Origin of the sequence: Paenibacillus sp. GYB004 (assembly GCF_036577605.1) — a bacterium.
GTDB classification, from domain to species: domain Bacteria; phylum Bacillota; class Bacilli; order Paenibacillales; family NBRC-103111; genus Paenibacillus_AB; species Paenibacillus_AB oceani.
Window position 1 is genome coordinate 313,547 of the sequence record NZ_JARBDB010000057.1, and the last position, 25,547, is coordinate 339,093.

Consider the following 25,547-nt stretch of genomic DNA (forward strand, 5'->3'; position numbering starts at 1 on the left):
TTACGAATTTGGCTTACAGGGCTGCAATTGTATCGTATCCGGTCAATGTGACAACCGTGTGAACTGGTGCTACAATGGGTGCGGGAGCGTGGTCATGATGGGTAAAACGGTGCTGATCGTCGAGGACGAACTGAAGATGCGCAAGCTGCTGGTCGATTATTTGCGTCACGAGGGCTTCAATACAATCGAGGCAGCGAACGGGCGGGAAGCTCTGGAACGATACGAAGCCGGACGGGTCGACCTCGTCATCCTGGATATCATGATGCCGTTTATGGACGGCTTCGACACTTGCAGAGCGATTCGCGAGACGTCCAACGTGCTGATCGTGCTGCTGACGGCCAAATCGGAAGAGTACGACAAGCTGCTCGGGTACGACCTCGGCGCGGACGATTACATCACGAAGCCGTTCAGCCCGAAGGTGTTCATCGCCAAAATCAAAGCGCTGTTCAAACGACTGGACGAAGGAAGCGGCGCCGGTCATCATACCGTATCCATCCAAGGCTTGGAGCTGGATCTGGACGCCCATGAGATCCGCATCGACGGGCGGAGAATCCTGTTCACCCGCAAAGAATACGAACTGCTACTGTACTTGTACCGGAATCCGAACATGGCTTTGTCGCGGGATCAGATTTTAAACCAGGTATGGGGTTTCGATTATGAGGGGGACATCCGTACGGTCGATACGCATATCAAGCGCGTCAGGCAGAAGCTGGAGCACAAATCGGACCTGATCGCCACACTCAAAGGGTTCGGGTACAAATTCGAGGTGAGGCGATGATCGGACGATTCCGTAAAATATCGACGAAGCTGTTCGTCCTGACGTCGCTGCTGCTCGTATTTTTCCTGTCTCTGCTTATGGCCGTGCAATCCAGCTTTTTCGAATCGTATTACGAGCGCAAAAAAACAAACGAGCTGAAAAGTGCGCTCGAAACGTTTCGCAGCACTTATTATAAATCGCAGGACGATTTGTCCGGTCTGGTCGAGCAGTTCTCCGTCTTCGAGAAGCAGTATTCCGCCACGATGGCGATCGGCCAGTTGAAGGACGGGTCGCTCGTGCTCGGCACCCAGCCGCGTTTTTCGTTCGTGCAGGTCGTAGATAAAGACGGCAATGCCGTCCAAAGGCAGCAGCAGCTGCTCCGCCCGCCTCTCCCCGACAACGGGCTGAAAGACGTGCTGACGGCGATGAACAGCTGGAAAGAGAACAACGCTCTTGTCCGGAGGGTGATCAATCTTGGCGAAACGGTCTCGTTCGCTAACGTCAGCGACCGCGCGAATCCGCGTACAAGCACGATCGCCGCCATCGCTCCGCTTAAGAACGGCGACGCTACGGACAACGTCCTGCTCGCCGTCATGTCGCTTCAACCGGTAGGAGAAGCGGCCGGGATCGTACGCGATTTTTACGTCTACTTCCTGCTTCTCGCCATCGCTCTGATCGTCCTGCTTACGTACTTGTTCTCCCGGATGATCTCCCGGCCGCTCGTCAAGCTGAACGAAGCCGCCGGCCAGATGGCGAAGCTGGACTTTACGGTCCGGTGCGAGGACGGCTCGCGCGACGAAATCGGCAGCTTGGGCGGAACGCTGAACTTTTTGTCGCAAAACCTGAACGACACGCTCGGTCAGCTCCATAAAGCCAACGAGCAATTAAAAGCGGATATCGAAAACGAGAAACGGCTGGAGCGGCTGCGGAGAGAATTCGTAGCGAGCGTCTCGCACGAGCTGAAAACCCCAATCAGCCTGATCGGCGGTTATGCGGAAGGGCTGAAGGACGGGATCGTGCAGGGGGAACGGCAGGAGGAATATTTGGACGTCATCGTCTCGGAGACGGAACGGATGGCCAATATCGTAAGCGATATGCTCGACCTCTCGCAGCTCGAAGCCGGGAAGTTCAATCTTCGCAAGGAGCCTTTCCGGATCGGGACGCTGGCCGAATCGCTTTCGGATAAAATGTTCGTGGAGCTGAACAAGAAGCGGATTTTCTGCGGGGTCGAGCTCGAGGATGCGGATGCGGTCGTGATGGGCGACGAATTTCGGATCGGGCAAGTCATCACGAATTTGCTTGGCAACGCGATCCGGCATACGCCCGAAGGCGGAAAAATCCGGATCGTCACTGCCGAAGGGCCGGGCGCCGGCGTCCCCGGCTCGGTCGGAACGATCGAGGTGCTGCTGTTTAACGAGGGCGAGCCGATCCCGGAGACGGATTTGCCGCACATCTGGGATACGTTCTACACCGTGGACAAATCGGGCAATCGAGGGCTCGGCGGCTCCGGAATCGGTCTGGCCATCGTCAAAAATATTTTAACCTTGCACGGAAGCAGGTTCGGGGTGCGCAACGAAGCGAACGGCGTCGTTTTTTACTTCACGCTGCCGCTTGCGGGCGAGTAGCTTTCCGCAGGCAGCTTCGTCCAGTCCAGAAGCACGCCCATAGCCGAGCCCCGGTTTCGGGTTAACATATCGTAGGCATCCGCCGCTTCCAGCGGCGAATAGCGATGCGTGATTAATCCCGACACCTCCATCCGGCGCTGAAGCAAATAAGTGACAAACAAATCGGCCATCTCGGAATGCGTCCAGGACCGGTACGTCATAGTGCCGTGAATGCCCAGGATGGACACGGAATTCGATACGACGTTATGCCCCATCTCCTGCCGCGAAGGCGTCGCCGTATCCCCCAGCAATATTACGCGTCCCAAAGGTTTGACGAGCTTGGTAGCCCGGGCCAGAACCGCCGGATGACCGGTTACGTCAAAGACGGCGTCCAGCATCCGGCCTTCGGTTGCATGGCGAATCTCATCTTGTGCTTCACCCGCATCCATAGCGAGCAGATGAAGGCCCGGACGTTCCTGAATCAGCTTCAGGCGGTCCTTCGCCGGGTCGATGGCGAAAATCTGCTGCACTCCGGAAAGAGCCAAATATTGCGTAACAAGCTGTCCCAATAGGCCGAGCCCGATCACGCCGACTGTCTCCCCGAGCTGCAGCTCCGCTCTTCTTACGCCGAGTTGCGTCGTCTTGGCGAGATTGATCCACGCTCCCTGCTCGTCGCTGATTCCGTCCGGAAGAAGGCATACGCTTCCTGCGTCCGTTTTGAAATATTGGGCGTGCGCATTCTCGACAAACACCCGGTCGCCCTTCCGTATGCCGCGAACTTCCGTTCCGGCCTCAAGCACTTCCGCCACCATCGAATATCCGGGACGAAACGGATATCGGACCCACCCCGCCCAGTTCGTATCCGCGTCGAATACGCCTTTCAGACATTGCATCTCCGTGCCTGTACTGATCAGCGAACAACGTGCGGCGCACAAAAGCTGCGAAGGCCCGAGCGAAGTTTCGAGCGTTTCCTTGCGGACCTCTACCTTTTCCTTGTCTGCGAATACGATGTTTACAGTGTCCATCCTGGAACCTCCTCAAGTCGGAATAAATTCCTCTTGGGAGTATTGTATAACCGGGAGGGGCAGACAACGTAGAGCATGCCTTTGTTGAAGTTTAACACTTTTACAGGTTGAACAGCCTTTTGTATTGCCCCGGGGATATGCCGGTATATTTCTTAAACAACCGGGTAAACGTCTGAATATCGTTAAAGCCGAGAATCCGGCTGATTTCGGTAATGTTCATCTCGCGCATTTCCAGCAGCTTCTTCGCCTTGGCGATCTTGATTTCACGCTGAAGCAGAATCGGCGATGTGCCGAACATTTCTTTGAACCGGTTGCTGACATAAGTCGGATTCATATGTAAATCTACGGCCAGCTCCTTTAACGAAAGCGTTGCTTCGGGGCGGGTGACGATCTTCAGCAGGATGGACAAAAAACTGTGGGACGGCTGCGGGGATTCCCCCGGATCGACGGCTCCTACTGCGTTATCCAGAAGTAGATAAAGCAGCTCCAGCGATTTGGCCTTGTGCAAAATGATGTTGGGCAGGCGTCCTTCCCTCGCCGTGGAGCACATAAATTCATCGAATACCGCTTCGAACCGTTCATGATTCCGCAGCGGATACAGATAAGGAATTTGCAGAAACGGCAGCACATCGATCCGATTATGAATCTTGTACGTAAAGTGCCACCATAAGAACTCGGTCTCCTCTTCGCTGTCCATGTACTGGTCGTGCTCCAGAAAGGTAGGGATGAAAATGACAGTCCCCGGGGTGATCTCATAGATTCGATCCCGGACCCGCAGCTTGGCCGAGCCGCTTTTCACATAAGTCATCATGTAATAGTGCTCGAACACGCGATTACGGTAATTCATCGCACGGAGCCGGTGGATATCGAATTGAAGTACGTTCAGCTCCGCCGTTTCCAGCAAGGACGAGATGATGGTATCCTTCATCATGGACGCTCACATCCTCATGAATCGAAGTAAAGACGGGAACAAGGCCCCTGACTATTCCGGCAGTTCGTCTCGCAGGAAATAGAAAGATGGCCTTGTAATCGCTCATTCCCTATGCTCTCTTACAGCTTCTTCGGACGGGAGGGTCTGAGGAGCACTGAATCGTTTCATAACCAGTCCGTACATGCCTCCGCCCGCTCCTGCAGCTCTCTAAACAACACGCCGGCATGATAACCGTCGCATACGGCATGGTGAAGCTGTGCCGATAAGGGGATTACTATTTTCCCGTCTTGCGAGAAATATTTGCCCATTGTAAAAATAGGCAGCAAATAGGTTCCCTCGTTATAGATGTTCAAGTTAAAGCTGGTGAAGCTGACCCAGGGAATACTGGAGATCGGGAACGTATTCGGCGGCTCGTTTGGTTTTGCGGCCAATCCTTTGACGTTTCCGTACTTATTGCTGTCGTCCAGATAGCGCCTGTAAAATGCATTAAAATCGTCGCAGTACGAAGTCCATATGGACGAAAAAGTTTTATCGTCGTCATGGAAAATCGTATAGCCGGGAGACATTCGGTCCCAATAGCCCAACCGGCCTTCGGCATCGAAACAGGTGCGAAACTCGCGGTGGCGGTTCACTACGGCGGCGATCATGTGCAGCAGGGCCGGGTACAGCTTGATCCCCTTTAACTTAACTTCCGCCAGCAACCGGGTAATGTCGAGGTTGGCCGTCATGCTGTACGTGCATCGGACACGGTCTAAATAATGTTCAAAGTAAGGTTTCCGGCTCCATGTATCCAAATCAATCCGAGTGAAATTCATCGTATCGTCCCTCCTAGAATAGTGGATTGCTATTTTAGGAGGCTGCATCCACTGCTTTAATCATAACCTCATCACATTCCTGTTCGTTTTTGTGTTCATTATACCATCCGGCTTGCGCGGCTCCAAAGGACAGTTTGGCTATAACGGTCACGAAGAGGCGCGTGCGGCAAAGCGAGTCTGCTAGGATAAGAAAAGCTTCTAGACAAAGCCTTTTCCACAATGAATGCCTCTGGCGAAAACGGAGGATTTGGCGTGTCATTTTGCCGCTTTAACACCTTAAAAAATAAAACGCCAAAAAAGGAACCCGCCGGCAACGGGCCGCGGGTTCAAGGTTTATATTATAAAAGGGGTCTATTTCATAGTAACGTTCGAACCTTAATGTAACGTGAAGCGTTTGTTACATTTGGATTACAAAATCGTAACCGTCCACACAGGGCTTGCAGGAAAAACGTTAACGGACTCGGACATCGCTTTTGTCGAAAGCGTTTGTCTGTATGCCGATCGGTCGCGAAGGTGGAGATGGAGATGGAAACCAGGGCCAGACTCTAGGTTCGCGCATGGGTGAGGCGATGGGCAGTATTCCTGCATTTAAAAATGATCGTCCGGGGAAAACGCCTGAACGACGCTCTTTTTTTCAGAGGATCACGTGTTCACAATTGTCGTATTCGGGATAATCGGTTATACTCTAACCCTATTGAATCGGCGTGAAGCATATGCCGCTTTAATACGAGCGTCTGTTTATGGATGCCGTATTGGAGCGGCTTTTTGTATGGATGAAAGGAGACGGGGCAATGAGCTTATTTACTAAAGCTTATGAGGAATGGCTGCAACGAAACATGGCGAACGAGAAAAATCCGAGAAGGCGTGAATTCCTTGAAAAAGGATTGACCCACAGCACCGTGGAGTTTCTACGATCCTGCTGGTATCCGGCAGTCGGGAATTTGGATCATCTGTACCCCGAATGGGAAGTCAAGGATGTTCATAATGCCGTACGCTATCTCGATCTGGCGTATATGCCCGGAGGCGCCAAAGGCTGCATTGAAATTCAGGATTATCGCTCTCACGCCAGAGACATCGGTGTTTCACGCTTCAAGGATTTGTGCAAGAAGCATTCCATGCTGGTACTCGACGACTGGACCCTGCTCACTGTTGCCTACCTTTCCATAGTCGAAGAACCCGAATTTTGCAAACAGCTTGTACTAGCTTTTATCGGAAAATTTATCTCCACCCCTGTGTCGTCGGACCTGGATTGGGCTGAAGCTGAAGCGCTTCGATTCGCCCGCCGTCTGCTCCATTGTTTTTCAGCAGCCGACCTGGCCGGTCACCTTCGACTTTCCGATCGTCATACCCGGCGCATCTTGCATGGATTAGTCGAACGAAATTTGTTAATCGTAGTCAGCGGGAAACAGCGATATCGTACATATCGGCTCTGTTGGGAGCGCAAGTCGTGAATGGTGTATAAGAACAAAAACTCTAACGGACACAACGGCCGTTATTACGGTGAATTTCAATCGTTTTGATTTCTAACGGACATAGATGCACTTATTTGTTGGGAAACGTCTCTTTTGGAGGTGGTTCGGAGTAAATAAGCGCTGTGGTGACCGTTACATTTTAAAATACGGTTTATTAGCGAAATAACCTCCACCATGTCCGTTAGAGTAGGGGGAGAGCCGGGTTAGCTGTATTCCTGGCCATTAGAGCACGACTAGCTGTATTCCGGGCCGCTAGAGCACGGTTAGCTTATATTCCTGGCCGCTAGAGCATGGCTAGCTGTATTCCGGGCCGCTAGAGCACGGTTAGCTTATATTCCGGGCCGTCAGAGCATGGCTAGCTGTATTCCGGGGCCGCTAGAGCTGAGTTAGCTATATTCCGTGCTCATCCCCGTTTTAACAAGGTGAAGAAGTTCTAAAAGCAATCTTTGGTTCGGAAGCGGCGCTTCAAGCCTGCACGGCCCGTTTGTCGACCGACCGTCCGCCCTACAATGAAGAGGCACATTCGCATGCAGATTGCACTTCACCCCAAGTACTGCCGGGCATACAAAAAAAAGCTTCTGCAGCACCCATTCCCGCAAAAGCTTTTTAGCTTCTTCTTCCCTATTCAACAGCTTTCACCCCAGCCAGGACGCGACCCGGTCCCTCAGCTCCTGAGGAGGCTCCAGCCCCAGCACTTTACGGTACGTATGCTCGAATACCGAATACTGTCTGACAATCTTCTCCTTATCGCCTCTCATCGCATAAAGCCCCATCAAGGTCCGGTTCATCTCCTCGTGTACCGGGTACAACGAAACGTACGCTTCCAGCCGCTGCTCCGCCTTCAACCATTTCTGCTTAGCGAGGTCCTCGGTAATCAGATAACGAACGAGCGCCGTATATTTGTTGAAATGGGCTTCCTCCAGAGGCATTTTCCACAGGTACGGCTTCCCGTCGAGCAAAGGCCCTTTGTACAGGGCGCACAGCCGTTCCGCTTGCTCCGCATCTTTCGGATCGCCCGCGCCCGTCAAAGCGTCGTATTCCTTCTCGAAGGCTAACACATCGTATAACACATGCCCCGTATCCAGCAGGTAGCCTTCGTTAGACTTCTGTATATCCATGCCGATTCCGTTCTCTTTCAACAGTTTCTTCAACCGGTAGATCGTGTTGTGCAGATTATGGGATACCCGCTCCTCTTTCATATCCGGCCACAACATATCGGCGAGCTGCCACTTGCTCTGTTCCTTGCCCGGATGACACAGGAAATAGGCGAACAGCTCCTCCGTCATGCGTGTCGGAAAACGAACCGGAGCTCCCTCCGGACTCCGGACATCCAGTCCCCCAAAGCATTTGATCGCAGAAGTCCAAGCCCTGTGCCCGTTCAGGACGACGGGACGATGCAGCTTCAGGAGACGGTCCGCGACCCGTTCGATTGCCGCCGGCGTTACAGGCTTCAAAATATAATCCAGCGCATATACATCGAACGCTTCCAGCGCGTAGTGCCTGTAGGCGGTTGTAAATACGATTTTGGTCCGCTCCGATAACTTGCTGATGTTTTGCGCAAGCTCGAGCCCGTTCATCCTCGGCATCTCCACGTCCAGAAACGCGACGTCCGGCTTGAGGCGGGGCAGATGGTCCAGCGCCTCCAGCGGACTAACGAACGTTCCTGTGATCGTAAAATAGGGGTTGCGGCCGATGATTACCTTCATCAAGTCAAGAATCGGCTTTTCGTCTTCGACAATACAAACTTGAAACAGAGCTATTCCTCCTCTCTCAGTAAGTAAGCCCGTCCTTAACTGGCCGGCAGATACATCATTACTTTAGTTCCGAGTCCCGGCTCGGAGCGGATCGTCAGAGCGGCACCCGGTATCGTATCCAGACGTTTGCGGATATTGGAGATGCCGATGCCGCCGGTTTTTCGTTCGCCTGCAGACAAGTGATACAGCAAATCGTCCGGAATTCCGACCCCGTCGTCTTCGATCGTTACTTGAATATATCCCTCTCCTTCGCGAATCGCAAGCGTTACCTTCCCGGGTCCTTCTTTCTCGAACAGCCCGTGCCTGATCGCATTTTCCACGAACGGCTGGATGCATAAGGAAGGAATTTCGATGTGGTTCAGTTTCGGGTCGGAGGTGCAGACAAAATCGAACCGCTCCCCGAATCGGGCTTTTTCAATCTCCACGTACGCCTCGATCAGCTCCAGCTCCCGATATAGAGGGACGAACAAGGTAGAACGGTCCATGTCCAGAATGTACCGCAAATATTGGCTGAGCATGGTTAGCAAATAGGCCGCTTTTTCTCCATCCGTGTAGCAAAAGGAGATTACGCTGCTGAGCGCGTTGTACAAAAAGTGCGGTTTGATTTGTGCCTGATGAAACGCGTGCTCGTTGCGAATCGCCTCCTGAATCGAAGTTTTCATCGCGATCAGCGTCTGAATTCGGGCGATCAGCGTCTCCCCGTCAAACGGCTTGGTTACATAATCGTTGGCTCCTGCCCTGAAGCCAAGCGCAATATCCTGCGTAGTATCCTTGGCGGTCGCAAACAGGATAGGCAGATCCAGAATCGAATAGTGTGTGCGCAGCGTCTGGCACAGCTCAATGCCGGACGTTCCCGGCATCATTACATCCAGAATGACGAGATCGACATCCGGATGCTGTTTCATTTTGTCCATCGCCTCTTTGGCCGAGAACGCGACAACCACATTGTAACGATGCCGCTTCAAAATGGTAAGCAAGCTGTGGATATTGGAAGCCTCGTCGTCAACGATCAGTATCGTATCCCCCTGCTGGTTTACAATATCCAGCGGAGCATCGTCGAAAGCGACCCGCCGCAGCTCTTCATAAGCGGATGCCGCTTCGCGGTACACCGGTATCCGCTTTACGGCAGGCAGCGTGAAAACGATGCTCGTCCCCCGGCCAACCTCCGACCAGGCCACCCGAATGTCCCCGCCCATTCGTTCGACCAGCTTGCGGCTGATGTACAGGCCGACGCCCATACCGGTATAACCGTCCTGCGGAAGCAATCCGTCCAGTTGTTCAAAATATTCGAAGATCGCATCACGCCGTTCCGGCGGAATACCGGTACCCGTATCTTCGACATGTAGATAAACCGCCTCATTCTCCACGGTCGCGGTGATCTCGATCGTCCCTTGGTCCGTATGCTTGATCGCATTATGGACCAGGTTGTATAACACTTGGCGCAGCCGGTTCTCGTCGGCCAAAACCCATACGTCGGAGTCGACCTGATTGACCAGCCGGACGGCTTTGCCGGCAAGTTCGAATTGCAGCACGTCGCATACGATTTGCGCGGCAACCTTCACGTCCACTACCGTTTGCTGCAAGCGCAGCTCCCCGTGCTTCAAGCGGGTCACGTCAATCAAATCGTGGATCAGCATCGACAGCTTCATGGACGTATCCTTGATCAGCCACAAGTTTTGCTTTTGCTTCGCGGTCAAATTGTTCTCCTCGTCGTCCAGCAAATAGGAGGTCATATTCATAATGCCGTGAAGCGGAGTTTTGATTTCATGGGACGTATTAGTCAGAAATTCGTCCTTCAACTGATTGGATATCGTCAGCTGATGCGTCAGGCTTTCCGTTTTGGCATAAGCGTTCGAGAAACGTACAGCAAGCAATATATTCATGAAGATGATGAAGCTGATGACGCCGAATTTCCCCGCCAGATCCGTAGGAACGAGATTTTCCGCATACAGGCTTCCATCGACAAGAAAGAGGAGGAGCGACACGATCCCGCCGATAAATAGCGCCTGCTCCCTGCGCTCGGATGAGAGCCCTCCGCTTTTGCCGTACAAATAAATCATTCGGCCGATGATGCACAGAATCGCGATACCGAGGTATACATAAAACAAATATTTCGCTTGGATGTGTTCGTGGTAGGGCAGCACGACAACCGCGGCTACGTATACGGCAAGCGGAGCCAGTACTGCCTTTCTCCTCCGGGGCGACATCAGACGAGGGTCCACCGTGCAGAAAAATAAAATAATGACCGCCGCGCTGAGAAATTCGCTTACATCCAGCAGCTTGTAGGCGATTTCGAACGGGAGATCCGGCAGCGTCCGTTGCAAAATCTTCTCGCCGAACAGCGATTTCTGCACGACCAGGATCAGCATATAGAAACCGCTGAGCAAGTACGACCGTTCTCTTCGTCCGATAAAATAAAGACTGAGATGGTAGGAGCCGAACATGCCCAGAATGAGGATCATCGCAATGTCGGTGCCGAGCTGGATTCCGTTCATCTTGGTCATTGCGTGGTGCAGCCCGAACGGGATCGAATTCACGATGCCTCCGGTGACAAAAACGTGGTTCGACACCTGGATCACGATTTCAACTTCGCGGGAACCGGTGTGGAAAAATGTAGTATACGGCGTATTGCCCGGACGGTATTCGTCCATCCCGGCTGCTGGCAGACCGCTCTCTCCTTCCGCCTTGCCGTTGATGAACAGCCGGTGGGACATGCGGACGCTTCTCATTTTCAGTCCGAAAACTTCGTCCGTTACGGGAACGATTACTTTCAGCCGATACGTGCCGTACCCTTTGCGGGTCATGCCGCCATCCGCCAGCTTTCCTTTCCACGTGCCGGGCACTGATAAATAAGCGGCCTCCGGGCGTGTGCCTTGGCGAAAATCCGAAGGCTCCAGCAGCTGATCTTCATAAAACTCCCATTCTCCGTCCAGACGGACAAGCCCTGAGCCGCGAAAATCCCAATCCGATAAATCCAATACCCCCTGCTTGGCAGGCGGCGAGCTTGGATTCGGTATGGATTGGGAATACACTCCGATAAACAGAACGATCGAAATCGCAAAGATCGAGCCGATCCCAACGAGCTTCCGGTAAAACTCTCTACTCAACGGTTGTTCCCCTCTTCTTGGAAGTCGACAGACAACCTCTACTATACCACGCCGATCTCCCAAAAAAATCACAAAAGCGCAGTAAAAAACCTCCAGATCCGCTTGTATGCTGCGGGGCCGGAGGTTCTTCTCCAAATCTTATTCAGTTGTAACGGAGGAGCGTTACCGGTATCTGGACGGATCTGCCGGCTTGCCTGCCTGCTGCACTTCAACGATATACCGCCAGCAGTCCGGCTTCGAACCGTCCAGATCGCAAAAATCGTATTCCTGCGCAAGCTGGCCGCTGGACACGGAACGACCGTTCCATCGGTGCACCGAGGGGTCTTTCGCCAAAGCCGCAACGGCGCGTCCGACGAAACGCGGCGTCTCGGAGATCACGAAGTGAGGCTCCTTGGCCAAGGCGTCCGTCGTCGCCCCCGCCACCAAGGCTACTTTTCCGCTTAAATCTTTCATCGTCTCTCCCCCTCGGTCTCTTGTTCTCTTCCTCATTATACCGCAATAAATATGACAACCTCTGTCATATTGGATTCTCTTTTTTTGTTTTCCTTTTTTTTCAAGGAGGGAGATACACGATTCGAAAGGATTCGACTGCGGAGCATGGAACTTTATTATAGGCCCTTTTTTTATTGCGGCCTTTCCCCATCTAGCCGTTAACACCTATTAATAAGGAGTATATCTGATTTGCCGAATTTTCCAAACCGAAATACCAAATGGAGATATATAGCGATCGCCGGTGTCTTTTTTATGATTCTGACCGGCATGCGCCTAATATGGATCGCGTCGTTTCATAACCCGGATCAGCCCCATGCCGTTCACGGCCAGCTCGATTTGCGAAACTGGGAGGACTGGGACAGCCGCACCCTTACCCTGGACGGCGAGTGGGAGTTTTACCCGCATACGTGGCTGATCACCGGCGAGCGGGGAGCGGCGCCAGGCCAACCGGATTGGATACGGGTTCCGGGCGGCTGGAACGATTCCTTGCAGCCGGGAAGCGACACGCCGTACGGCTATGCGACCTATCGGCTGCGCATCCTGGTCAGCCCGGAACAGGACCGGAACTACAGCATTCGGATTCCCAGCGTGCGAAGCTCATCCGCGTTGTATGTGAACGGCCGGCTGCTGTCCGCCTCGGGTCAGCCGGGGGAAAGTGCAGAGACGTATGTCGCGCATAACGTGCCTTACTCCTCCTCCTTCACGGCGAACGGCGACAGCGTAATCGAGGTTGTCATCCAGGCGGCCAATTACAAAGATCCCCGGGGGAGCGGGATCGTCCGTTCCATCAAGTTCGGGACGGAGGAGCGGATGGCCCGGGAGACGCTGCTCTCGATCAGCATGCAGCAGATTGCGGCCGTCGTTTTTCTGATCCATGCCGTCTATGCACTCATCCTGTATCTGGTAGGACGCCGGGACCGGAGATTGATCGCCTTCTCCCTGCTTCTGGTCAGCGCGATGTTCATGTATTTGCTGGGCAGCGACGAGAAACTGCTGTCGTATTGGTTCCCGATCAACTATGAATTCAGCTTTAAGCTGGTCCATTTTGCCATGATTACAGCCGCGTATGCGCTGCTTCAGTGCATCAAGCACCAGTTGACGGCCTTTTGGCGCAAATGGGTCCCATGGCTCTCCGCTTTTTGCGGTACGGCCGCTTTGTTGTCGCTCCTCCTGCCGGCCAGGTATGTGGTGACGATTCAGTTCATATATTCGCTAGGCATCGGGGTCTCGATGCTGTTCACGATCTTGTCCATGCTCCGCACCTCCATCAAGGAACCGAAGGATAACGTATTGCTGCTGCTGTCCGTCATCGCGTTCATGAGCAATCTCCTCTGGTGGGGGATTTTGATGACGGCCGGCATTAAAGTCGTTTATTACCCGTTTGACCTGATCGCTTCGATCGCTTGCTTCGCTTCGGTCTGGTTCAGACACTACTTTCAGGTGCATGCGGAAACCGAGCAGCTCGCGGCCAAACTGCAGAGGGCGGATAAACGGAAGGACGAATTTTTGGCCAATACGTCCCACGAGCTGCGCAATCCGCTGCACGGCATCTTGAACTTGTCGCATGCGGTCTTGGAACGAGAGCAGCCGTCGCTGAACAGGAAAAGCGTCAAAGATCTGAAAACCGTCCTGACCGTGGGGCGCCGGATGTCCATTATGCTAAACGACCTGCTCGATGCCATGAGCCTGCAAGAGTCGGGTCCCCGTCTGCAGCTCCGGAGCATCAAGCTGCAACCGATCGTTACCGGCGTCACGGACATGCTCCACCCGATGACGGAAGGCAAGCCCGTACGGATCGTTAACGAAATTCCCGAGCATTTCCCGAACGTGTACGCCGACGAAAACCGGGTGATCCAAATCGTGTTTAATCTGCTGCACAATGCGTTGAAATTTACGAACGAAGGCGAAGTAACGATTCGGGGGGAGGTCAAACACGGAAAAGCCCGCATCGCGATCGCCGATACCGGCATCGGGATGGATGAGGAAACGCGGCAGCGGGTGTTCGAGCCTTACGAGCAGGCGGACTCCGCCAAGACGATGATCGAGGGCGGATTTGGCCTCGGCCTCAGTATCAGCAAGCAGCTGGTCGAGCTGCATGGCGGAACGCTGCGAGTCCGCTCCGCACCCGGACAAGGTTCGGAATTCGTGTTTACGCTGCAGCTGGCGGGACAGGCCGAATCGTTGGACGTTAAGGCGAAGGAGTCGACAGAATCGGCTGTATCGGCAGCTGCGGTCGCCGCCCCTTTTTCCCCGCCGCTTTGGATGGAGAAGACGCTGACGGGAGCGGCTTGCGCGGGCGATCGGCCTCATCTGCTGGTCGTAGACGACGACCCGGTAAATCTGGAAGTGGTTGAGACGATTTTATCGTCGGACCGTTATGCCATAACGTCGGTGACAAGCGGCAAGCAAGCGCTGGCTGCATTGGATGCCAAAGAATGGGACCTGGTCTTAACGGACGTCATGATGCCTCATATGTCCGGGTATGAGTTGACCCGTGTCATTCGCGGCCGTTTCTCCGTCACCGACCTTCCCGTTCTGCTCCTTACCGCCAGAAGCCGGCCCGAAGACATTCGATACGGGTTTCAAGCAGGGGCCAACGACTATGTAACGAAGCCGGTCGATGCGCTCGAATTAAGAGCGAGAGTACAAATGTTAACGGAAGTGAAGCAGTCTATGCGCGAGCGGATTCGGATGGAGACTGCCTGGCTGCAGGCGCAAATTCAGCCCCATTTCATCTTTAATACATTAAATTCGATCTCGGCGCTCAGTTCGATCGATTTGAAACGGATGCGCGACATGCTCGAAGCATTCGGCGATGTCATCAGAAGCAAAATTAAATTCCGGGATGAGCTGGTCCCGATTGAAGAAGAACTGAACATCGTCCGCGCTTATTTGCATATTGAAAAGGAACGGTTTGACGACAGATTGCAGGTTCAATGGGAGATAGGCGAATGCGGACGGCTGATGATCCCCTTGCTTACGATCCAGCCCCTGGTAGAAAACGCAGTCAGACACGGAGTGATGAAGCGGACCCGCGGCGGAACGATTACGATCCGTCTCACCGACACCGGCGCTCACGCGAAGATCGTCATCGCGGACGACGGTGTCGGGATCGAGGAGGAGATTTTGCAGCGGTTATCCGGCCATCCGTCCGAGCCCGACCGGGGAATTGGCCTATGCAATACCGATCTTCGTTTAAAACGCTACTATGGCAAAGGACTTGATATCCAAAGCGCTCCGGATCGCGGGACTACCGTATCGTTCTCGATCCCGTACCTGCCGGCCGGACTCCGCAAACGGAACCGCTAGACCACGCTGCAAGGATCAGGTTGCGTGCGATCGTTGCCAGCGATTGGCGCAACCCTCAAGCTTATGCTCCTAAACTCATCATTTCTCAAGGAAAGGTGGATACCGGATGGTTGTAAAATTGGTGATCTCTTTGATTATTTTCGCCGTATTAAACGGGATATTGGTGTGGGAGCTTCTCTGGTCTGCCGAACCAATGAGCGGAAAGGTGCGAAAACGGTTTTTCGCGGCGGTCAACGCTGCTGCGCTGCTAGCTTCACTGGCCGTTTTCATTTGGTTCGAGCTGTAGGGCGACCCGTGGCTGCCTCCGGGCGCGCATCCGCCGCCAAGAGACAGTACCCTGATCCGTTCGCCCCTTATTACGAGAAAGGAGTCTTCAAGAGATGGATATCCGGCAGCTGCGATATTTTATTGCGATCGTGGAGGAAGGGAGAATCTCGGCCGCCGCCGAAAAACTGCATATGTCCCAGCCGCCGTTAAGCCAGCAGTTAAAAGCGATGGAAGAAGAGCTCGGCTTGCAGCTGGTAGAGAGAAGCGGCAAAAATTTCGAAGTGACCGAAGCCGGGAAATCGTTGTATAAGTATGCGCTGCAGCTGACCCAGCTCATGGAAGAAGCGAAAACGGAAGTAAAGGAAGTGGGTAATGGGGTAAACGGAAAGTTGAAAATCGGCATCAATACGTTTTCGGTTGCGGGACTATCCGGGATGCTCCACCGGTTCCAGAAGCAATACCCTAAGGTCACTTATAAAATTCAGCAGAACGAATCGGCTCATCTGTGCAATCTGGTCAAGGAACGGAGCATCGAGCTTGCGATCATTCGTCTGCCGCTTGAGCTGTCTCCTTTTTCCGTGCTTCATCTGTTTGCCGAGCCGTTTTACTTTATTACGTCTTCCCAATCGACACAGTGGCCGGGTGACGAGGTGTCGCTAGCCGATCTGGGTGACGTTCCGTTGATCCTGCCGAGCACCGAAGGATTAGGCGTTTATTATTTAATCGTGGAGGCGTTCTCCCGGTTCCGTCTGAACCCTAACCTTATGGGCGAATGTTCCGATATTACGCTGCTGATGGATTTGGTTTCGTCCGGTTTTTGCTGCTCGATCGTTCCGGAGACGATGGTTGCCCGGCATCCGGGCTACCCGGTCCGCGCTCGCCGAATCTCCCCGGCTGCGGAGCTGTATTCTCCGGTCGGCGTCATCCGGCTGAAAAACCACCGTTTGTCCAAAGCCGCTCACAATTTTGTTGAGCTGTTAAAAAGCGAAACGGCTGGCCAAGCAATGGGCAAATAATCGACTCCGACCCGGTCGGTGCGTGGGAGGAGTCGGGGCCACCTCCGCTCCAGCCGGTCGTGGAGAGGTTATGGGGAACCGCTCCACCTTGGATGAAGCCCGTTCCCCTCATTCAGGGAGCAGATTGCGTTTAGCTGCGCTGGAACGAATGCGCGTACGTCGAGCTGACTGGAAAAATAGGAAAATAAGAGTCTTTTGCGAGACTGTCGATTCATTGTAGAAGTGTAAGCAGGCCGTTCCAAGTGAAAAGTTACCTTCTTCTGCTCAAACAGGTTGTCCGGAATCCCTTGATTGAATAAGAATTGTAAGGTAGGGGATTCCAAACAAAACTCGCCAGAGGGTAATCTTTTCCCTTTCCACTTGGTTGTCCGTAATGAATCGACAGCCTCTTTTGCATCTGCTATTTTCGGCTAACTATTCTAATCGATTGAAAACAAGCCGGAAGCTTCTCTCGAATGAGAAGCTCCCGGCTTGTTTGTTGCGCTGGGAGCCGCAGCTCCCCCGCGGAACGTTTTATCCGGCGTCTAACGCCCCGGAGACAACCTCTCCTCCGAACAGCACCGCCACCCGCTTCGCTCTTCGTGCTACCGCTTCCGCGGAGCAGCTTGCTTGTACCAGCACCGCGTCGGCGGCATCGCCGGCTGCGGGCCACACCCGTTTGCCTTCGGCATCGAGAGGTGTTACGCCTCCCGTGATAAAACCCAGCGCTTCGCCGAGCGAGCGCTCATCGACGAACCGGTACAACTCGGCGAGCCGTCCCGCTTTCTCCAGACAGTCCCCGGTGCCGAACGGCGACCAATGGTCGGTAATGCTGTCGTTGCCCAGCTCAACCCGGACTCCCTTCGCTCGCATCATCGGAATCGGCATGATCAAACTGCCGATCGGCACCGTCGAGGTGACGGAGATGCCGAGACCCGCGAAGCGTTCCGCCAGCTCGGCGGCGGCTCCGGCTTCGCCCGCAAAACCGAACGCATGGCTCACCGTCACCCGGCCCTGCCAGCCGGCCTGCTGCGTCAGATCGGCGAGCCTGTGCATCGTCCTTATTCCCGTCTCGCCGCGGTCATGGATATGAATATCTACGCCCGCATCCGTCTGAACCGCGATGTCCATCATCGTTTGCAGCGATTTCTCGATATTTTCGTCCACCGTTGCCGGGTCGACCGCACCGACATGGGTGGCGCCATGCCGCATCGCCTCCCGGACGAGCTGGACCGCATCCGAGCGAAGCAGCCCGTGCTGCGGGAAGGCGACTACCTCGGAGGTCAGCTTGCCGGAATACGTCTGAAGCGCGCGCATGGCAGCCTCCAGGTTTCTTAAGCCGACGACCGGGTCGACATTGCAGTGCGTCCGGACATGAGTGGAGCCATAGCCAAGCAGCAGCGCGAGCATATTCTCCGCCCGCTCCTGTGCGGTAGGCAGCAGCTTCGGCAAGAGCTCCCGCTCCTCCTCGATTCTGCCGAATATGCCCGTCACCGGTTTTACCGCTTTCCACGGCCCGCTATAGTAGGTTTTGTCGATATGAATGTGCATTTCCCTGAAAGCGGGAAGCATCAAGAGCCCTCCCGCATTACGCAGCGGAAGCCCGTCGCCCGGCAGACTGTCCGCAGCCGAAGCGATGGCCGTCATCCGGCCGTTCTCGATGCGAATGCTGCACATATCCGTTTCGGTTCCGGTAATCTCCCCCTCTTCGTAACGGTAGCCGCTTTCCAAACGAACGTTGACGAGCCAATAAGCCGAATGATTCATGCTCCACCCTCCAATGATCCATATACGATGCTTCCTTTGAACATCACGGCCGGACGTTTCGCTCTTCGGGCTACAGCCTCCGCCGAGCATTCCGCTTCGGCGAACACGAAGCTCGCTTCGTCGCCGGGCTTGGGCCACACTTGCCGTCCTTCCCGGTCAAGCGGCGTTCGGCCTCCCGTAATCCAGCCGAGCGTCTCCCCCAATGCCTGCTCCGTATTTCGTCCAAACCGTTCCGCCAGCCGCCCCGCTCTTTCGAGAATGTCACCGTTGCCGAACGGCGACCATGAATCGAATATATTGTCGCAGCCGATCGCAACCGGCACTTGATTGGCATGCAGGAACGGTATCGGCGGCATCGTCCGGCCCAGCGGCACGCTCGTGATGATCGTCATGCCGTTATCGGCGAGCAGTTGCGTCAGCTCGTCCGCTTCCCGGCCTTCCATTTCGCCCAAGGCGAACGCATGGCTGACCGACACCCGGCCCCGCCAGCCGGCTTCCTCCGTCAACTGCGCCAATCTCCGGATCGTGTCCAGCCCGACCCGACCGCCGTCGTGCAAATGCAGATCGACATCAGCATCCGCTTCCACCGCCAGCTCCATCATCGTCTGCAGCGATTTCTCCATATCGCCATCCACCGTATGCGGATCGACGCCTCCGACCAGCCTGCAGCCCCGGCGCAGCGCCTCTCTCACAAGTCCGGCGCTTTGCGTGCGCAGCAGTCCGTGCTGAGGAAACGCGACGATTTCGTACGACAATTTGCCGTTGAACGAGGCCAGTGCCTCCTGTACGGCTTCCAGATGGCTGAGCCCAACCTCCGGATATAAATCGACATGCGTGCGGACATGCGTCGACCCCGCCTGCAGAAGGATGCCGAGCAAAGTCTCGGCCCGTTCCTTCATCGTAGTGGCCAGCTGCGGCAACGCAGCTTTCTCAATCTCGAATCGTTCAAATAAGGTCGGGGCCGGACGAACCGGGCGCCAGCGGTCGCCGAGCAGCGTCTTGTCCAGGTGACAATGCTTCTCTACGAAAGAAGGCAGAGCGAGCCGCCCCTGCACATCCAGATGAGGCAGCCCCTGTTTCCCTTTCCTTTCCCCCGGCTTCGATCCATACGGCACATCGCTTGCTAGTACCCGATCCGAAATGATTCCCTTCTCGATCCTCAGGTGATACAGATCTGTCGTTGTTCCCGTAATCGCACCGTCCTCCATCTTATAACCGGTCTCCAAACGGACATTCGTCAGCCAAAACGTCCCGTTCACGCGCTTTTCCCTCCCCAAATGTATTTATTCTTGTGACGGAATACGTCCATTTGCCATTTGCACCTATATTCTATCAGTCCGAGTCTATCCGTATGCTATCACTGATTGTTGTATAGCGATAATATTAAAAATATTATCTTTCTATAGGTTTTACATATGGAATCACATTTTTTGAGACAAACCTTGCGAAATGATCTCTTGATCGGTTAGAATACTGAATAAACGTTCAGTATAATTCGGCGACTGTACACGGCCAGCCAGAAAGTGGTGCGGTATGGATGAATAAAAAGAAGCTGCAAAGCGAGCAAACCAAAAAGAAAATAGCCGAGAAGGCCAGAACCTTGTTCGTGCAAAAAGGCTACAAGGCTACATCGATTGAAGATATCGTGAAAGCGACCGGCTGCAGCGCAGGCAACATTTATTATCATTTCAAGAGTAAAGAAGGACTGATTTTATATCTGATCGAGGAATGGAACCGGGAATGGGAAGAAACATGGCTGGCCAAAGAACCGCTCTACCCGACTACCGCCGAGAAATTATACGGAATGGCTGAACATTTGGCGATCGACCAATTGAATCATCCGCTGACCAAAGCGGTTGACGAGTTTTTCAACAATGCCGAGAAAGCTTCGGATGTGGAAGAGCGTATTAACGCCATGGTCCAAGGTTATCTTAACTTTAATCGGCAGCTGCTCCAACGAGGAGTCGACAACGGCGAATTCCAGATCACAAATGTGGCGGCTCTCGCGATTATTTTGGACAGTTTGATGTTCGGATTAAGTCAACATTCCCGGCATATGGACCGGGATAAGGCGCTGGCGGCTTACCGGCTTGCAATGGACGTGTTTTTGCACGGCGTTGCCAAGCCATCCCGCTAGTCCTTTTTTTCACCATAATCTAGAATGAATATTCAGTATGTTTGCTTTTATATCGTTTGGAGGAATTAATCATGTCTTTGCTGTTAAAAAATCGGGGGGCCGTTCTGGTCCTGATGTTGAATCTATTTCTAGTCTTTACGGGGATCGGCCTCGTCATACCGATCCTGCCTATGTTTATGGACGAGCTCGGCATAACCGGGAGCACGGTCGGCTTGCTGGTAGCGGCCTTCTCGCTAACGCAGCTTCTGTTCTCGCCTCAGGCCGGGCGGCTGGCCGATTCGTTCGGCAGAAAACGGATGATCGTCATCGGCATGTTCGTGTTCGCGGTGTCGGAAGGGCTGTTCGGAATCGCAAGCGACCCGGTGCTGCTGTTCGTCTCGCGGATGCTCGGCGGCGTCAGCGCCGCCTTGATTATGCCCGCCGTCATGGCTTACGCCGCGGACGTCACGACGAAGGAGCAGCGCGCCGCCGGGATGGGCTATATTAACGCGGCGATTACGACAGGTTTCGTTATCGGTCCGGGCATTGGCGGGTATATCGCCGAATTCGGGATTCGCACCCCCTTTTATACCGCCGCCGTGGCCGGACTGATCGCCGCCGTCATCACGCTCCTTATTTTGCCTGAGTCGCTGCCGGCCAAGGAAGGGGCTGCCGATTCGGCGTCCGCAGAGAAACAACGGAGAAGCCTTCTCTCGCAATTGCTGCACTCCTACCGCGAGCCTTACTTTTTAAGCCTGGTTATCGTCTTTGTCATGTCGTTCGGACTGGCCAACTTCGAGACGGTTTTCGGATTGTTCGTCGATCATAAATTCGGGTTCGGGCCTAAAGATATCGCCTTTATCATCACGTTCGGCTCCATCGCCGGCGCCGTCGTTCAGGTGACCGCGTTCAGCTGGATTCTGAACCGTTTCGGGGAGAAACGCGTCATTTCGGTTTGCTTGTTTTTTGCCGGTTTGTTTATTTTGCTCACGCTGTTCGTCCATAAGTTTTGGCTCATTTTCGCCGTTACGTTTATCGTCTTCCTGGCGATCGACATCTTGCGTCCGGCCATCAGCACCCAGATGTCCATGATGGCCAAAGATCAGCAGGGCTACGTGGCCGGTCTCAACTCGGCCTTCACCAGTCTCGGCAATATCGCCGGACCGATCGTCGCCGGATTTTTGTTCGATGTGGATATCAACTATCCGTATGCGCTGGCCTGTATGGTTCTGCTGATCTGCTTCGGCATGTCGCTAAGAGCCGGCAAACGCAAGCTGCAGGACGCCCCTGCGTCTTCGTGACGGATTGCAACTTGACGGTACAGCCTTCGGCCGATAGAAGAAGCTGCAGATCACTCTTATTGTGTCATTCAAGCGGGTTACAGACAAAATAAAAGCTGCAAACGAGGCTGTCGATTCATTGTGTAGAAGTGTAAGCAGGCCGTTCCAAGTGAAAAGTTACCTTCTTCTGCTCAAACAGGTTGTCCGGAATCCCTTGATTGAATAAGGATTGTAAGGTAGGGGATTCCAGACAAAACTCGCCAGAAGGTAATCTTTTCCCTTTCCACTTGGGTTGTCCACATTGAATCGACAGCCTCGCAAACCACTCTCTAACCGTAAACACAACCAATAAATGCTTCTCTCCGCACTAGCTCAGCTTATGCGGGTGAAGCATTTTTGTCTTGGCAAAATGACAACGCTTCTCAAGCGGAAATCCGGCGGCACATTCGTCCTCCGCGATCAGCGGCACCCCGGGCTGATGCACGATACCGGTGCGGCTATACGGCGACGGCGGTCGCGGGCCGCGCTGTTCGAGGCGTCGTTGGCCGATACGGAGCCGTTGTACGGACGGTGTGAATGCAGCGAACGATACCGGCGCCCTGTCGCTACAGAGGGCTGGTTACCCAGCCCCCTCATCAAGCGATACAAGCTTGTTTTCCGGAGTACGGCTCTCTGATGGTTTCCCTTTTCCATTGGACAATCTTCAGGTGAACCTTGCCGGCAATCATTGACAGAAGCATGCAGAAACTTTATTATGTGAATATAAAATAAAATTATTCATATGTTTCCAAAGAGGAGTTTTCCGCATATGCGCAAATTCACCGACAAAGAAAAAGAGCTTATCCGCGGCAGGTTGCTGGAGAATGGGCGCCAGCTGTTCTCGGTGCACGGGCTTAAGAAAACAAGCGTCACGGACCTGACCAAATCCGCAGGAATCGCGCAAGGATCGTTTTATATGTTTTTCGCTTCCAAGGAGGAGCTGTATCTGGAAATTCTCCAGCTTGAGGAGCAGGCCATTCGCAGCCGTCTGCTGGATTTGCTTCAATCTGCCGGAAAGCTGACCCGGCCGCTCTTCAAACGGTTTTTACGCGAATCGTTCGCCGTTATGGAGACCCATCCGCTCATCCGCCAGCTTTACGACAACGACAGTATGGAAACGTTGTTCCGCGGAATACCCGAGGAGAAGCTGAAGGAGCATTTTGACAGCGACACCCGGTTTTTCATTCCGATTTTCGAGCTGGCTCAGCAGCGCGGGATCATGACCCAGGCACATCCGGAAACGATCGTTAGTCTGCTTCGTTCGCTTGTGCTGCTCGCCCTGCAGAAACGTCATATCGGCGAGGACAAATACGAGGATACGATCGAACTGCTCATCCGTCTTGTGGCGGACGGCCTGATTGCCGAAGAGGAGGAAACCGATGATTGAGGTGCAACAGTTGCAGTTTTGGTATCCGGGAGTTAAGGAGCCTGCGCTTAAAGGACTCGACTTCTCCATCCGCGAAGGGGAAATTTTCGGATTTCTGGGCCCGTCCGGTGCCGGTAAAAGCACAATCCAAAAAATATTGATCGGCGTCCTCAAGCCGTATGCAGGAAGCGTTCGCGTCATCGGCAAAGAGCTTAGGGAGGTGCGGAACGATTATTACGAGAACATCGGCGTCGCCTTCGAGTTCCCCAACTTTTACGCCCGGTTTACGGCCATCGAGAATCTGAATTTATTCCGCTCGTTATATTCCGGTGAGACGGAAGATCCGAAGAACCTGCTGGCCATGCTCGGGCTGGAACCGTACGCTCATAGGAAAGTAGCCGATTATTCCAAAGGAATGAAAATGCGGCTGAACATGTGCCGGGCTCTTCTGAATAAACCGGGCCTGCTGTTTCTGGACGAACCGACATCGGGACTTGACCCGGTGAATGCCAAAAGCTTGAAGGAGCTGATCCTCCGGAAAAAACGCGAAGGCACAACGATTCTTCTGACCACGCACAACATGAGCGCCGCCGAAGAGCTGTGCGACCGCGTCGCTTTCATCGTAGACGGAGACATCCGTCTGATCGATTCCCCCCGCGAGCTGAAGGTTCGCCAAGGCCGGAAGGAAGTCCAAATCGAGTACAAGGAAGATTCGTCGCTCAAGCGAGCCTCGTTCGATCTGCGGACGATCGGCAACGATCCTGCGTTTATCCGGCTGCTCCGCAGCGGAACGATCGAGACGATGCATACCCAGGAAGCTTCCCTGGAAGATATATTTGTGAACATTACGGGGAGGTGTCTGGGATGAGGTTGGCTGCGGCGTTCCGATACGATGTTTTGCTGCAATTCCGTCACGGCTTTTATTACGCTTATTCCCTCGTCGCTGTGGCCTATATCGTCCTGATGCAGCTGCTGCCGGACAGCTACCTGGAGAAAACGAACATCCTGCTCACGTTCTCCGACCCGAGCATGCTCGGCTTTTTCTTTATCGGCGGACTCGTCCTGCTTGAGAAAGGGCAAGGCATCCACGACAGCTTATTTGTGACACCTTATACGCCGGAAGAGTATATTTGGTCCAAAACGCTATCGCTATCGGTGCTGTCTGTTGCTACCAGTTGGATCATCCATGCCTCTGCCTTCGGCTTCGGCACGAATCCCGTATGGCTGCTAATCGGCGTAGCCATGACCTCGGTGTTTTTTACGTTTATCGGTCTCGGGGTTGCGGTGCGGGTGAAGACGTTAAACGGCTTTTTCTTCCTGTCTACCTTTGCGACACTACTGTTCATGCTGCCAGTCCTGGAAACGGCCGGAATATGGAGCAGCCCGCTGCTTGCGGTATTGCCAACCTACGGATCGCTTCTGCTCATCGGCGCGCCCTTCTCCGCTCCAAGTCCGGCTCAGCTTCTGTATAGCGCGGTTTTGCTATTGGCTTGGATCGGGCTCGCTTATGGCTGGACCCGGAACTCTGTTTACCGGTTTCTCGTTTATAAAATCGGGGAAGGAGCCGAAGGACGATGAACCGAACGTTCCATCTGATTCGCGGGGATCTGCGGCAAGTAACCCGGGACCCTATGCTCGCCTTTTATCTGCTCGCGCCGCTGCTTCTATTAGTTGTGCTCCGGTTCGGAGTCCCGGCCGGCGCCATGCTTCTGGAGGGACGGACCGGCTTCGACCTGACCGTCCATTATGATCTGATCCTGAGTATCGCGCTGTTTCTGACACCGCTCATTCTGGGGGTCATGACGGGTTTCCTGATGCTCGACGAGCGGGACGAGAAGCTGATCGACTATTATGCGGTTACGCCTTTATCGAAACGAGGATATTTGCGGTATCGGCTCTTCCTGCCGGTGCTGCTGTCCGTCGTCTACAGCGTCTTCATACTCACCTGCTCCGGGTTAGTCCCGGTGCGCCTGTGGAATATGTTGATGATCCTGCCGATGGCGGCGCTCTCCGCACCGGTTATGTCTTTGTTTCTGGGCGCTTACGCATCCAACAAAGTGGAAGGCATGGCGTTGTCCAAAGGAGTCGGACTGCTTGTTTTCGGCCCTGTCATCGCTTATTTTATTCCGTTCCCGATCCAGGCGCTGGGCGCCGTCTTTCCGGCCTACTGGTCGTCCAAAGCCTACTTCGCCGGGTCCGCGTCCGATCTGCCCGCTGCACTGCTGCTTGCGGCGACGGGCACGCTTTACCACATCCTGTTGTTCCGGATGCTGCTCGTTCGTTTTATTAGAAAGACGGATTAGCGGGAAGCGGCCCGGCGGACAACGTTTTCTGCAAGCTCCTTACACGTCTCCCCGGTTTTACGCAATCGGCAATTCCGAAAGTCCCCGTTCCGGAGACCGGAAACCAGCTTGCACCATCGGATATTCCATAACCATTTTCCGCGCAGGT

General features: G+C 54.0%; 19 protein-coding genes and 1 pseudogene. 12 read left to right on the forward strand and 8 right to left on the reverse strand.

Annotation, left to right across the window (positions count from 1 at the left end; genetic code table 11):
* The first annotated feature begins 97 nt into the window (after positions 1-97).
* The gene (locus tag PV433_RS24565) at positions 98-778 is read left to right on the forward strand and encodes a response regulator transcription factor (protein ID WP_332074779.1); all 681 of its coding nucleotides are present in this window, start codon (positions 98-100) and stop codon (positions 776-778) included.
* Entirely contained in the window at positions 775-2,382 is a 1,608-nt protein-coding gene (locus PV433_RS24570; RefSeq protein WP_332074665.1) for a sensor histidine kinase, read from the forward strand. The genes PV433_RS24565 and PV433_RS24570 overlap by 4 nt, the downstream gene beginning before the upstream one ends.
* On the opposite strand, the gene PV433_RS24575 is transcribed toward PV433_RS24570, so the two are convergent.
* The 3 genes from PV433_RS24575 to catA all read right to left on the reverse strand — a co-directional run bounded on the left by PV433_RS24575 (position 2,352) and on the right by catA (position 5,132).
* Positions 2,352-3,386 (reverse strand): zinc-dependent alcohol dehydrogenase, encoded by a 1,035-nt coding sequence (locus PV433_RS24575; RefSeq protein WP_332074666.1) that lies wholly within the window; start codon positions 3,384-3,386, stop codon positions 2,352-2,354. The genes PV433_RS24570 and PV433_RS24575 overlap by 31 nt on opposite strands.
* 100 nt (positions 3,387-3,486) lie before the next feature.
* Complete coding sequence (locus PV433_RS24580; RefSeq protein WP_332074667.1) at positions 3,487-4,317, reverse strand: helix-turn-helix domain-containing protein; 831 nt, start codon at positions 4,315-4,317, stop codon at positions 3,487-3,489.
* A 164-nt stretch (positions 4,318-4,481) separates the two neighbouring features.
* Complete coding sequence (gene catA, locus PV433_RS24585) at positions 4,482-5,132, reverse strand: type A chloramphenicol O-acetyltransferase (RefSeq protein WP_332074668.1); 651 nt, start codon at positions 5,130-5,132, stop codon at positions 4,482-4,484.
* 791 nt (positions 5,133-5,923) lie between these two features.
* Here catA and PV433_RS24590 point away from each other — a divergent pair.
* Complete coding sequence (locus tag PV433_RS24590; protein WP_332074780.1) at positions 5,924-6,583, forward strand: transcriptional regulator; 660 nt, start codon at positions 5,924-5,926, stop codon at positions 6,581-6,583.
* 656 nt (positions 6,584-7,239) lie between these two features.
* On the opposite strand, the gene PV433_RS24595 is transcribed toward PV433_RS24590, so the two are convergent.
* The 3 genes and pseudogenes from PV433_RS24595 to PV433_RS24605 all read right to left on the reverse strand — a co-directional run.
* Positions 7,240-8,364 carry a response regulator gene (locus PV433_RS24595; RefSeq protein WP_332074781.1) on the reverse strand — a complete coding sequence of 375 codons (1,125 nt, stop codon included), beginning with the start codon at positions 8,362-8,364 and terminating at the stop codon, positions 7,240-7,242.
* A 29-nt stretch (positions 8,365-8,393) separates the two neighbouring features.
* Positions 8,394-11,465 carry a hybrid sensor histidine kinase/response regulator gene (locus PV433_RS24600; RefSeq protein ID WP_332074669.1) on the reverse strand — a complete coding sequence of 1,024 codons (3,072 nt, stop codon included), beginning with the start codon at positions 11,463-11,465 and terminating at the stop codon, positions 8,394-8,396.
* 162 nt (positions 11,466-11,627) lie between these two features.
* Positions 11,628-11,870, reverse strand: a pseudogene (locus PV433_RS24605) (short-chain dehydrogenase); the annotation flags it as partial.
* Positions 11,871-12,146: 276 nt separating this feature from the next.
* On the opposite strand from PV433_RS24605, the gene PV433_RS24610 reads away from it, so the two are divergent.
* The 3 genes from PV433_RS24610 (at position 12,147) to PV433_RS24620 (ending at position 16,549) form a co-directional block, all read left to right on the forward strand.
* On the forward strand, positions 12,147-15,266 hold the full coding sequence (locus tag PV433_RS24610; protein ID WP_332074670.1) for a hybrid sensor histidine kinase/response regulator: 3,120 nt from the start codon (positions 12,147-12,149) through the stop codon (positions 15,264-15,266).
* A 106-nt stretch (positions 15,267-15,372) separates the two neighbouring features.
* Positions 15,373-15,552, forward strand: a complete 180-nt coding sequence (locus tag PV433_RS24615; RefSeq protein ID WP_190926983.1) for a hypothetical protein — start codon at positions 15,373-15,375, stop codon at positions 15,550-15,552.
* A 94-nt stretch (positions 15,553-15,646) separates the two neighbouring features.
* A complete protein-coding gene (locus PV433_RS24620; protein WP_332074671.1) occupies positions 15,647-16,549 on the forward strand; it encodes a LysR family transcriptional regulator in 903 nt (300 codons plus the stop codon).
* A gap of 513 nt (positions 16,550-17,062) precedes the next feature.
* Here the strand turns inward: PV433_RS24620 and PV433_RS24625 are convergent.
* A complete protein-coding gene (locus PV433_RS24625; protein ID WP_332074672.1) occupies positions 17,063-18,295 on the reverse strand; it encodes an amidohydrolase family protein in 1,233 nt (410 codons plus the stop codon).
* A complete protein-coding gene (locus tag PV433_RS24630; protein WP_332074673.1) occupies positions 18,292-19,554 on the reverse strand; it encodes an amidohydrolase in 1,263 nt (420 codons plus the stop codon). The genes PV433_RS24625 and PV433_RS24630 overlap by 4 nt, the downstream gene beginning before the upstream one ends.
* A gap of 278 nt (positions 19,555-19,832) precedes the next feature.
* On the opposite strand from PV433_RS24630, the gene PV433_RS24635 reads away from it, so the two are divergent.
* The 6 genes from PV433_RS24635 to PV433_RS24660 all read left to right on the forward strand — a co-directional run bounded on the left by PV433_RS24635 (position 19,833) and on the right by PV433_RS24660 (position 25,399).
* On the forward strand, positions 19,833-20,432 hold the full coding sequence (locus PV433_RS24635; protein ID WP_332074674.1) for a TetR/AcrR family transcriptional regulator: 600 nt from the start codon (positions 19,833-19,835) through the stop codon (positions 20,430-20,432).
* A gap of 71 nt (positions 20,433-20,503) precedes the next feature.
* On the forward strand, positions 20,504-21,712 hold the full coding sequence (locus PV433_RS24640; RefSeq protein WP_332074675.1) for an MFS transporter: 1,209 nt from the start codon (positions 20,504-20,506) through the stop codon (positions 21,710-21,712).
* A 787-nt stretch (positions 21,713-22,499) separates the two neighbouring features.
* Positions 22,500-23,117 carry a TetR/AcrR family transcriptional regulator gene (locus PV433_RS24645; protein ID WP_332074676.1) on the forward strand — a complete coding sequence of 206 codons (618 nt, stop codon included), beginning with the start codon at positions 22,500-22,502 and terminating at the stop codon, positions 23,115-23,117.
* A complete protein-coding gene (locus PV433_RS24650; RefSeq protein ID WP_332074677.1) occupies positions 23,110-23,964 on the forward strand; it encodes an ABC transporter ATP-binding protein in 855 nt (284 codons plus the stop codon). Before PV433_RS24645 ends, PV433_RS24650 begins: the two co-directional genes overlap by 8 nt.
* Positions 23,961-24,674, forward strand: coding sequence for a fluoroquinolone export ABC transporter permease subunit (locus PV433_RS24655; protein ID WP_332074678.1), 714 nt, complete (start codon positions 23,961-23,963; stop codon positions 24,672-24,674). Before PV433_RS24650 ends, PV433_RS24655 begins: the two co-directional genes overlap by 4 nt.
* A complete protein-coding gene (locus PV433_RS24660; RefSeq protein ID WP_332074679.1) occupies positions 24,671-25,399 on the forward strand; it encodes a hypothetical protein in 729 nt (242 codons plus the stop codon). The genes PV433_RS24655 and PV433_RS24660 overlap by 4 nt, the downstream gene beginning before the upstream one ends.
* The last annotated feature ends 148 nt before the right edge of the window (positions 25,400-25,547 follow it).

Excerpts from the sequence above, each read along its gene's own strand:
- PV433_RS24565 (WP_332074779.1), top strand. The coding sequence starts at position 98 with ATGGGTAAAACGGTGCTGATCGTCGAGGACGAACTGAAGATGCGCAAG.
- PV433_RS24570 (WP_332074665.1), top strand. The coding sequence starts at position 775 with ATGATCGGACGATTCCGTAAAATATCGACGAAGCTGTTCGTCCTGACG.
- PV433_RS24575 (WP_332074666.1), bottom strand. The coding sequence starts at position 3,386 with ATGGACACTGTAAACATCGTATTCGCAGACAAGGAAAAGGTAGAGGTC.
- PV433_RS24580 (WP_332074667.1), bottom strand. The coding sequence starts at position 4,317 with ATGATGAAGGATACCATCATCTCGTCCTTGCTGGAAACGGCGGAGCTG.
- catA (WP_332074668.1), bottom strand. The coding sequence starts at position 5,132 with ATGAATTTCACTCGGATTGATTTGGATACATGGAGCCGGAAACCTTAC.
- PV433_RS24590 (WP_332074780.1), top strand. The coding sequence starts at position 5,924 with ATGAGCTTATTTACTAAAGCTTATGAGGAATGGCTGCAACGAAACATG.
- PV433_RS24615 (WP_190926983.1), top strand. The coding sequence starts at position 15,373 with ATGGTTGTAAAATTGGTGATCTCTTTGATTATTTTCGCCGTATTAAAC.
- PV433_RS24620 (WP_332074671.1), top strand. The coding sequence starts at position 15,647 with ATGGATATCCGGCAGCTGCGATATTTTATTGCGATCGTGGAGGAAGGG.
- PV433_RS24625 (WP_332074672.1), bottom strand. The coding sequence starts at position 18,295 with ATGAATCATTCGGCTTATTGGCTCGTCAACGTTCGTTTGGAAAGCGGC.
- PV433_RS24635 (WP_332074674.1), top strand. The coding sequence starts at position 19,833 with ATGAATAAAAAGAAGCTGCAAAGCGAGCAAACCAAAAAGAAAATAGCC.
- PV433_RS24640 (WP_332074675.1), top strand. The coding sequence starts at position 20,504 with ATGTCTTTGCTGTTAAAAAATCGGGGGGCCGTTCTGGTCCTGATGTTG.
- PV433_RS24645 (WP_332074676.1), top strand. The coding sequence starts at position 22,500 with ATGCGCAAATTCACCGACAAAGAAAAAGAGCTTATCCGCGGCAGGTTG.
- PV433_RS24650 (WP_332074677.1), top strand. The coding sequence starts at position 23,110 with ATGATTGAGGTGCAACAGTTGCAGTTTTGGTATCCGGGAGTTAAGGAG.
- PV433_RS24655 (WP_332074678.1), top strand. The coding sequence starts at position 23,961 with ATGAGGTTGGCTGCGGCGTTCCGATACGATGTTTTGCTGCAATTCCGT.
- PV433_RS24660 (WP_332074679.1), top strand. The coding sequence starts at position 24,671 with ATGAACCGAACGTTCCATCTGATTCGCGGGGATCTGCGGCAAGTAACC.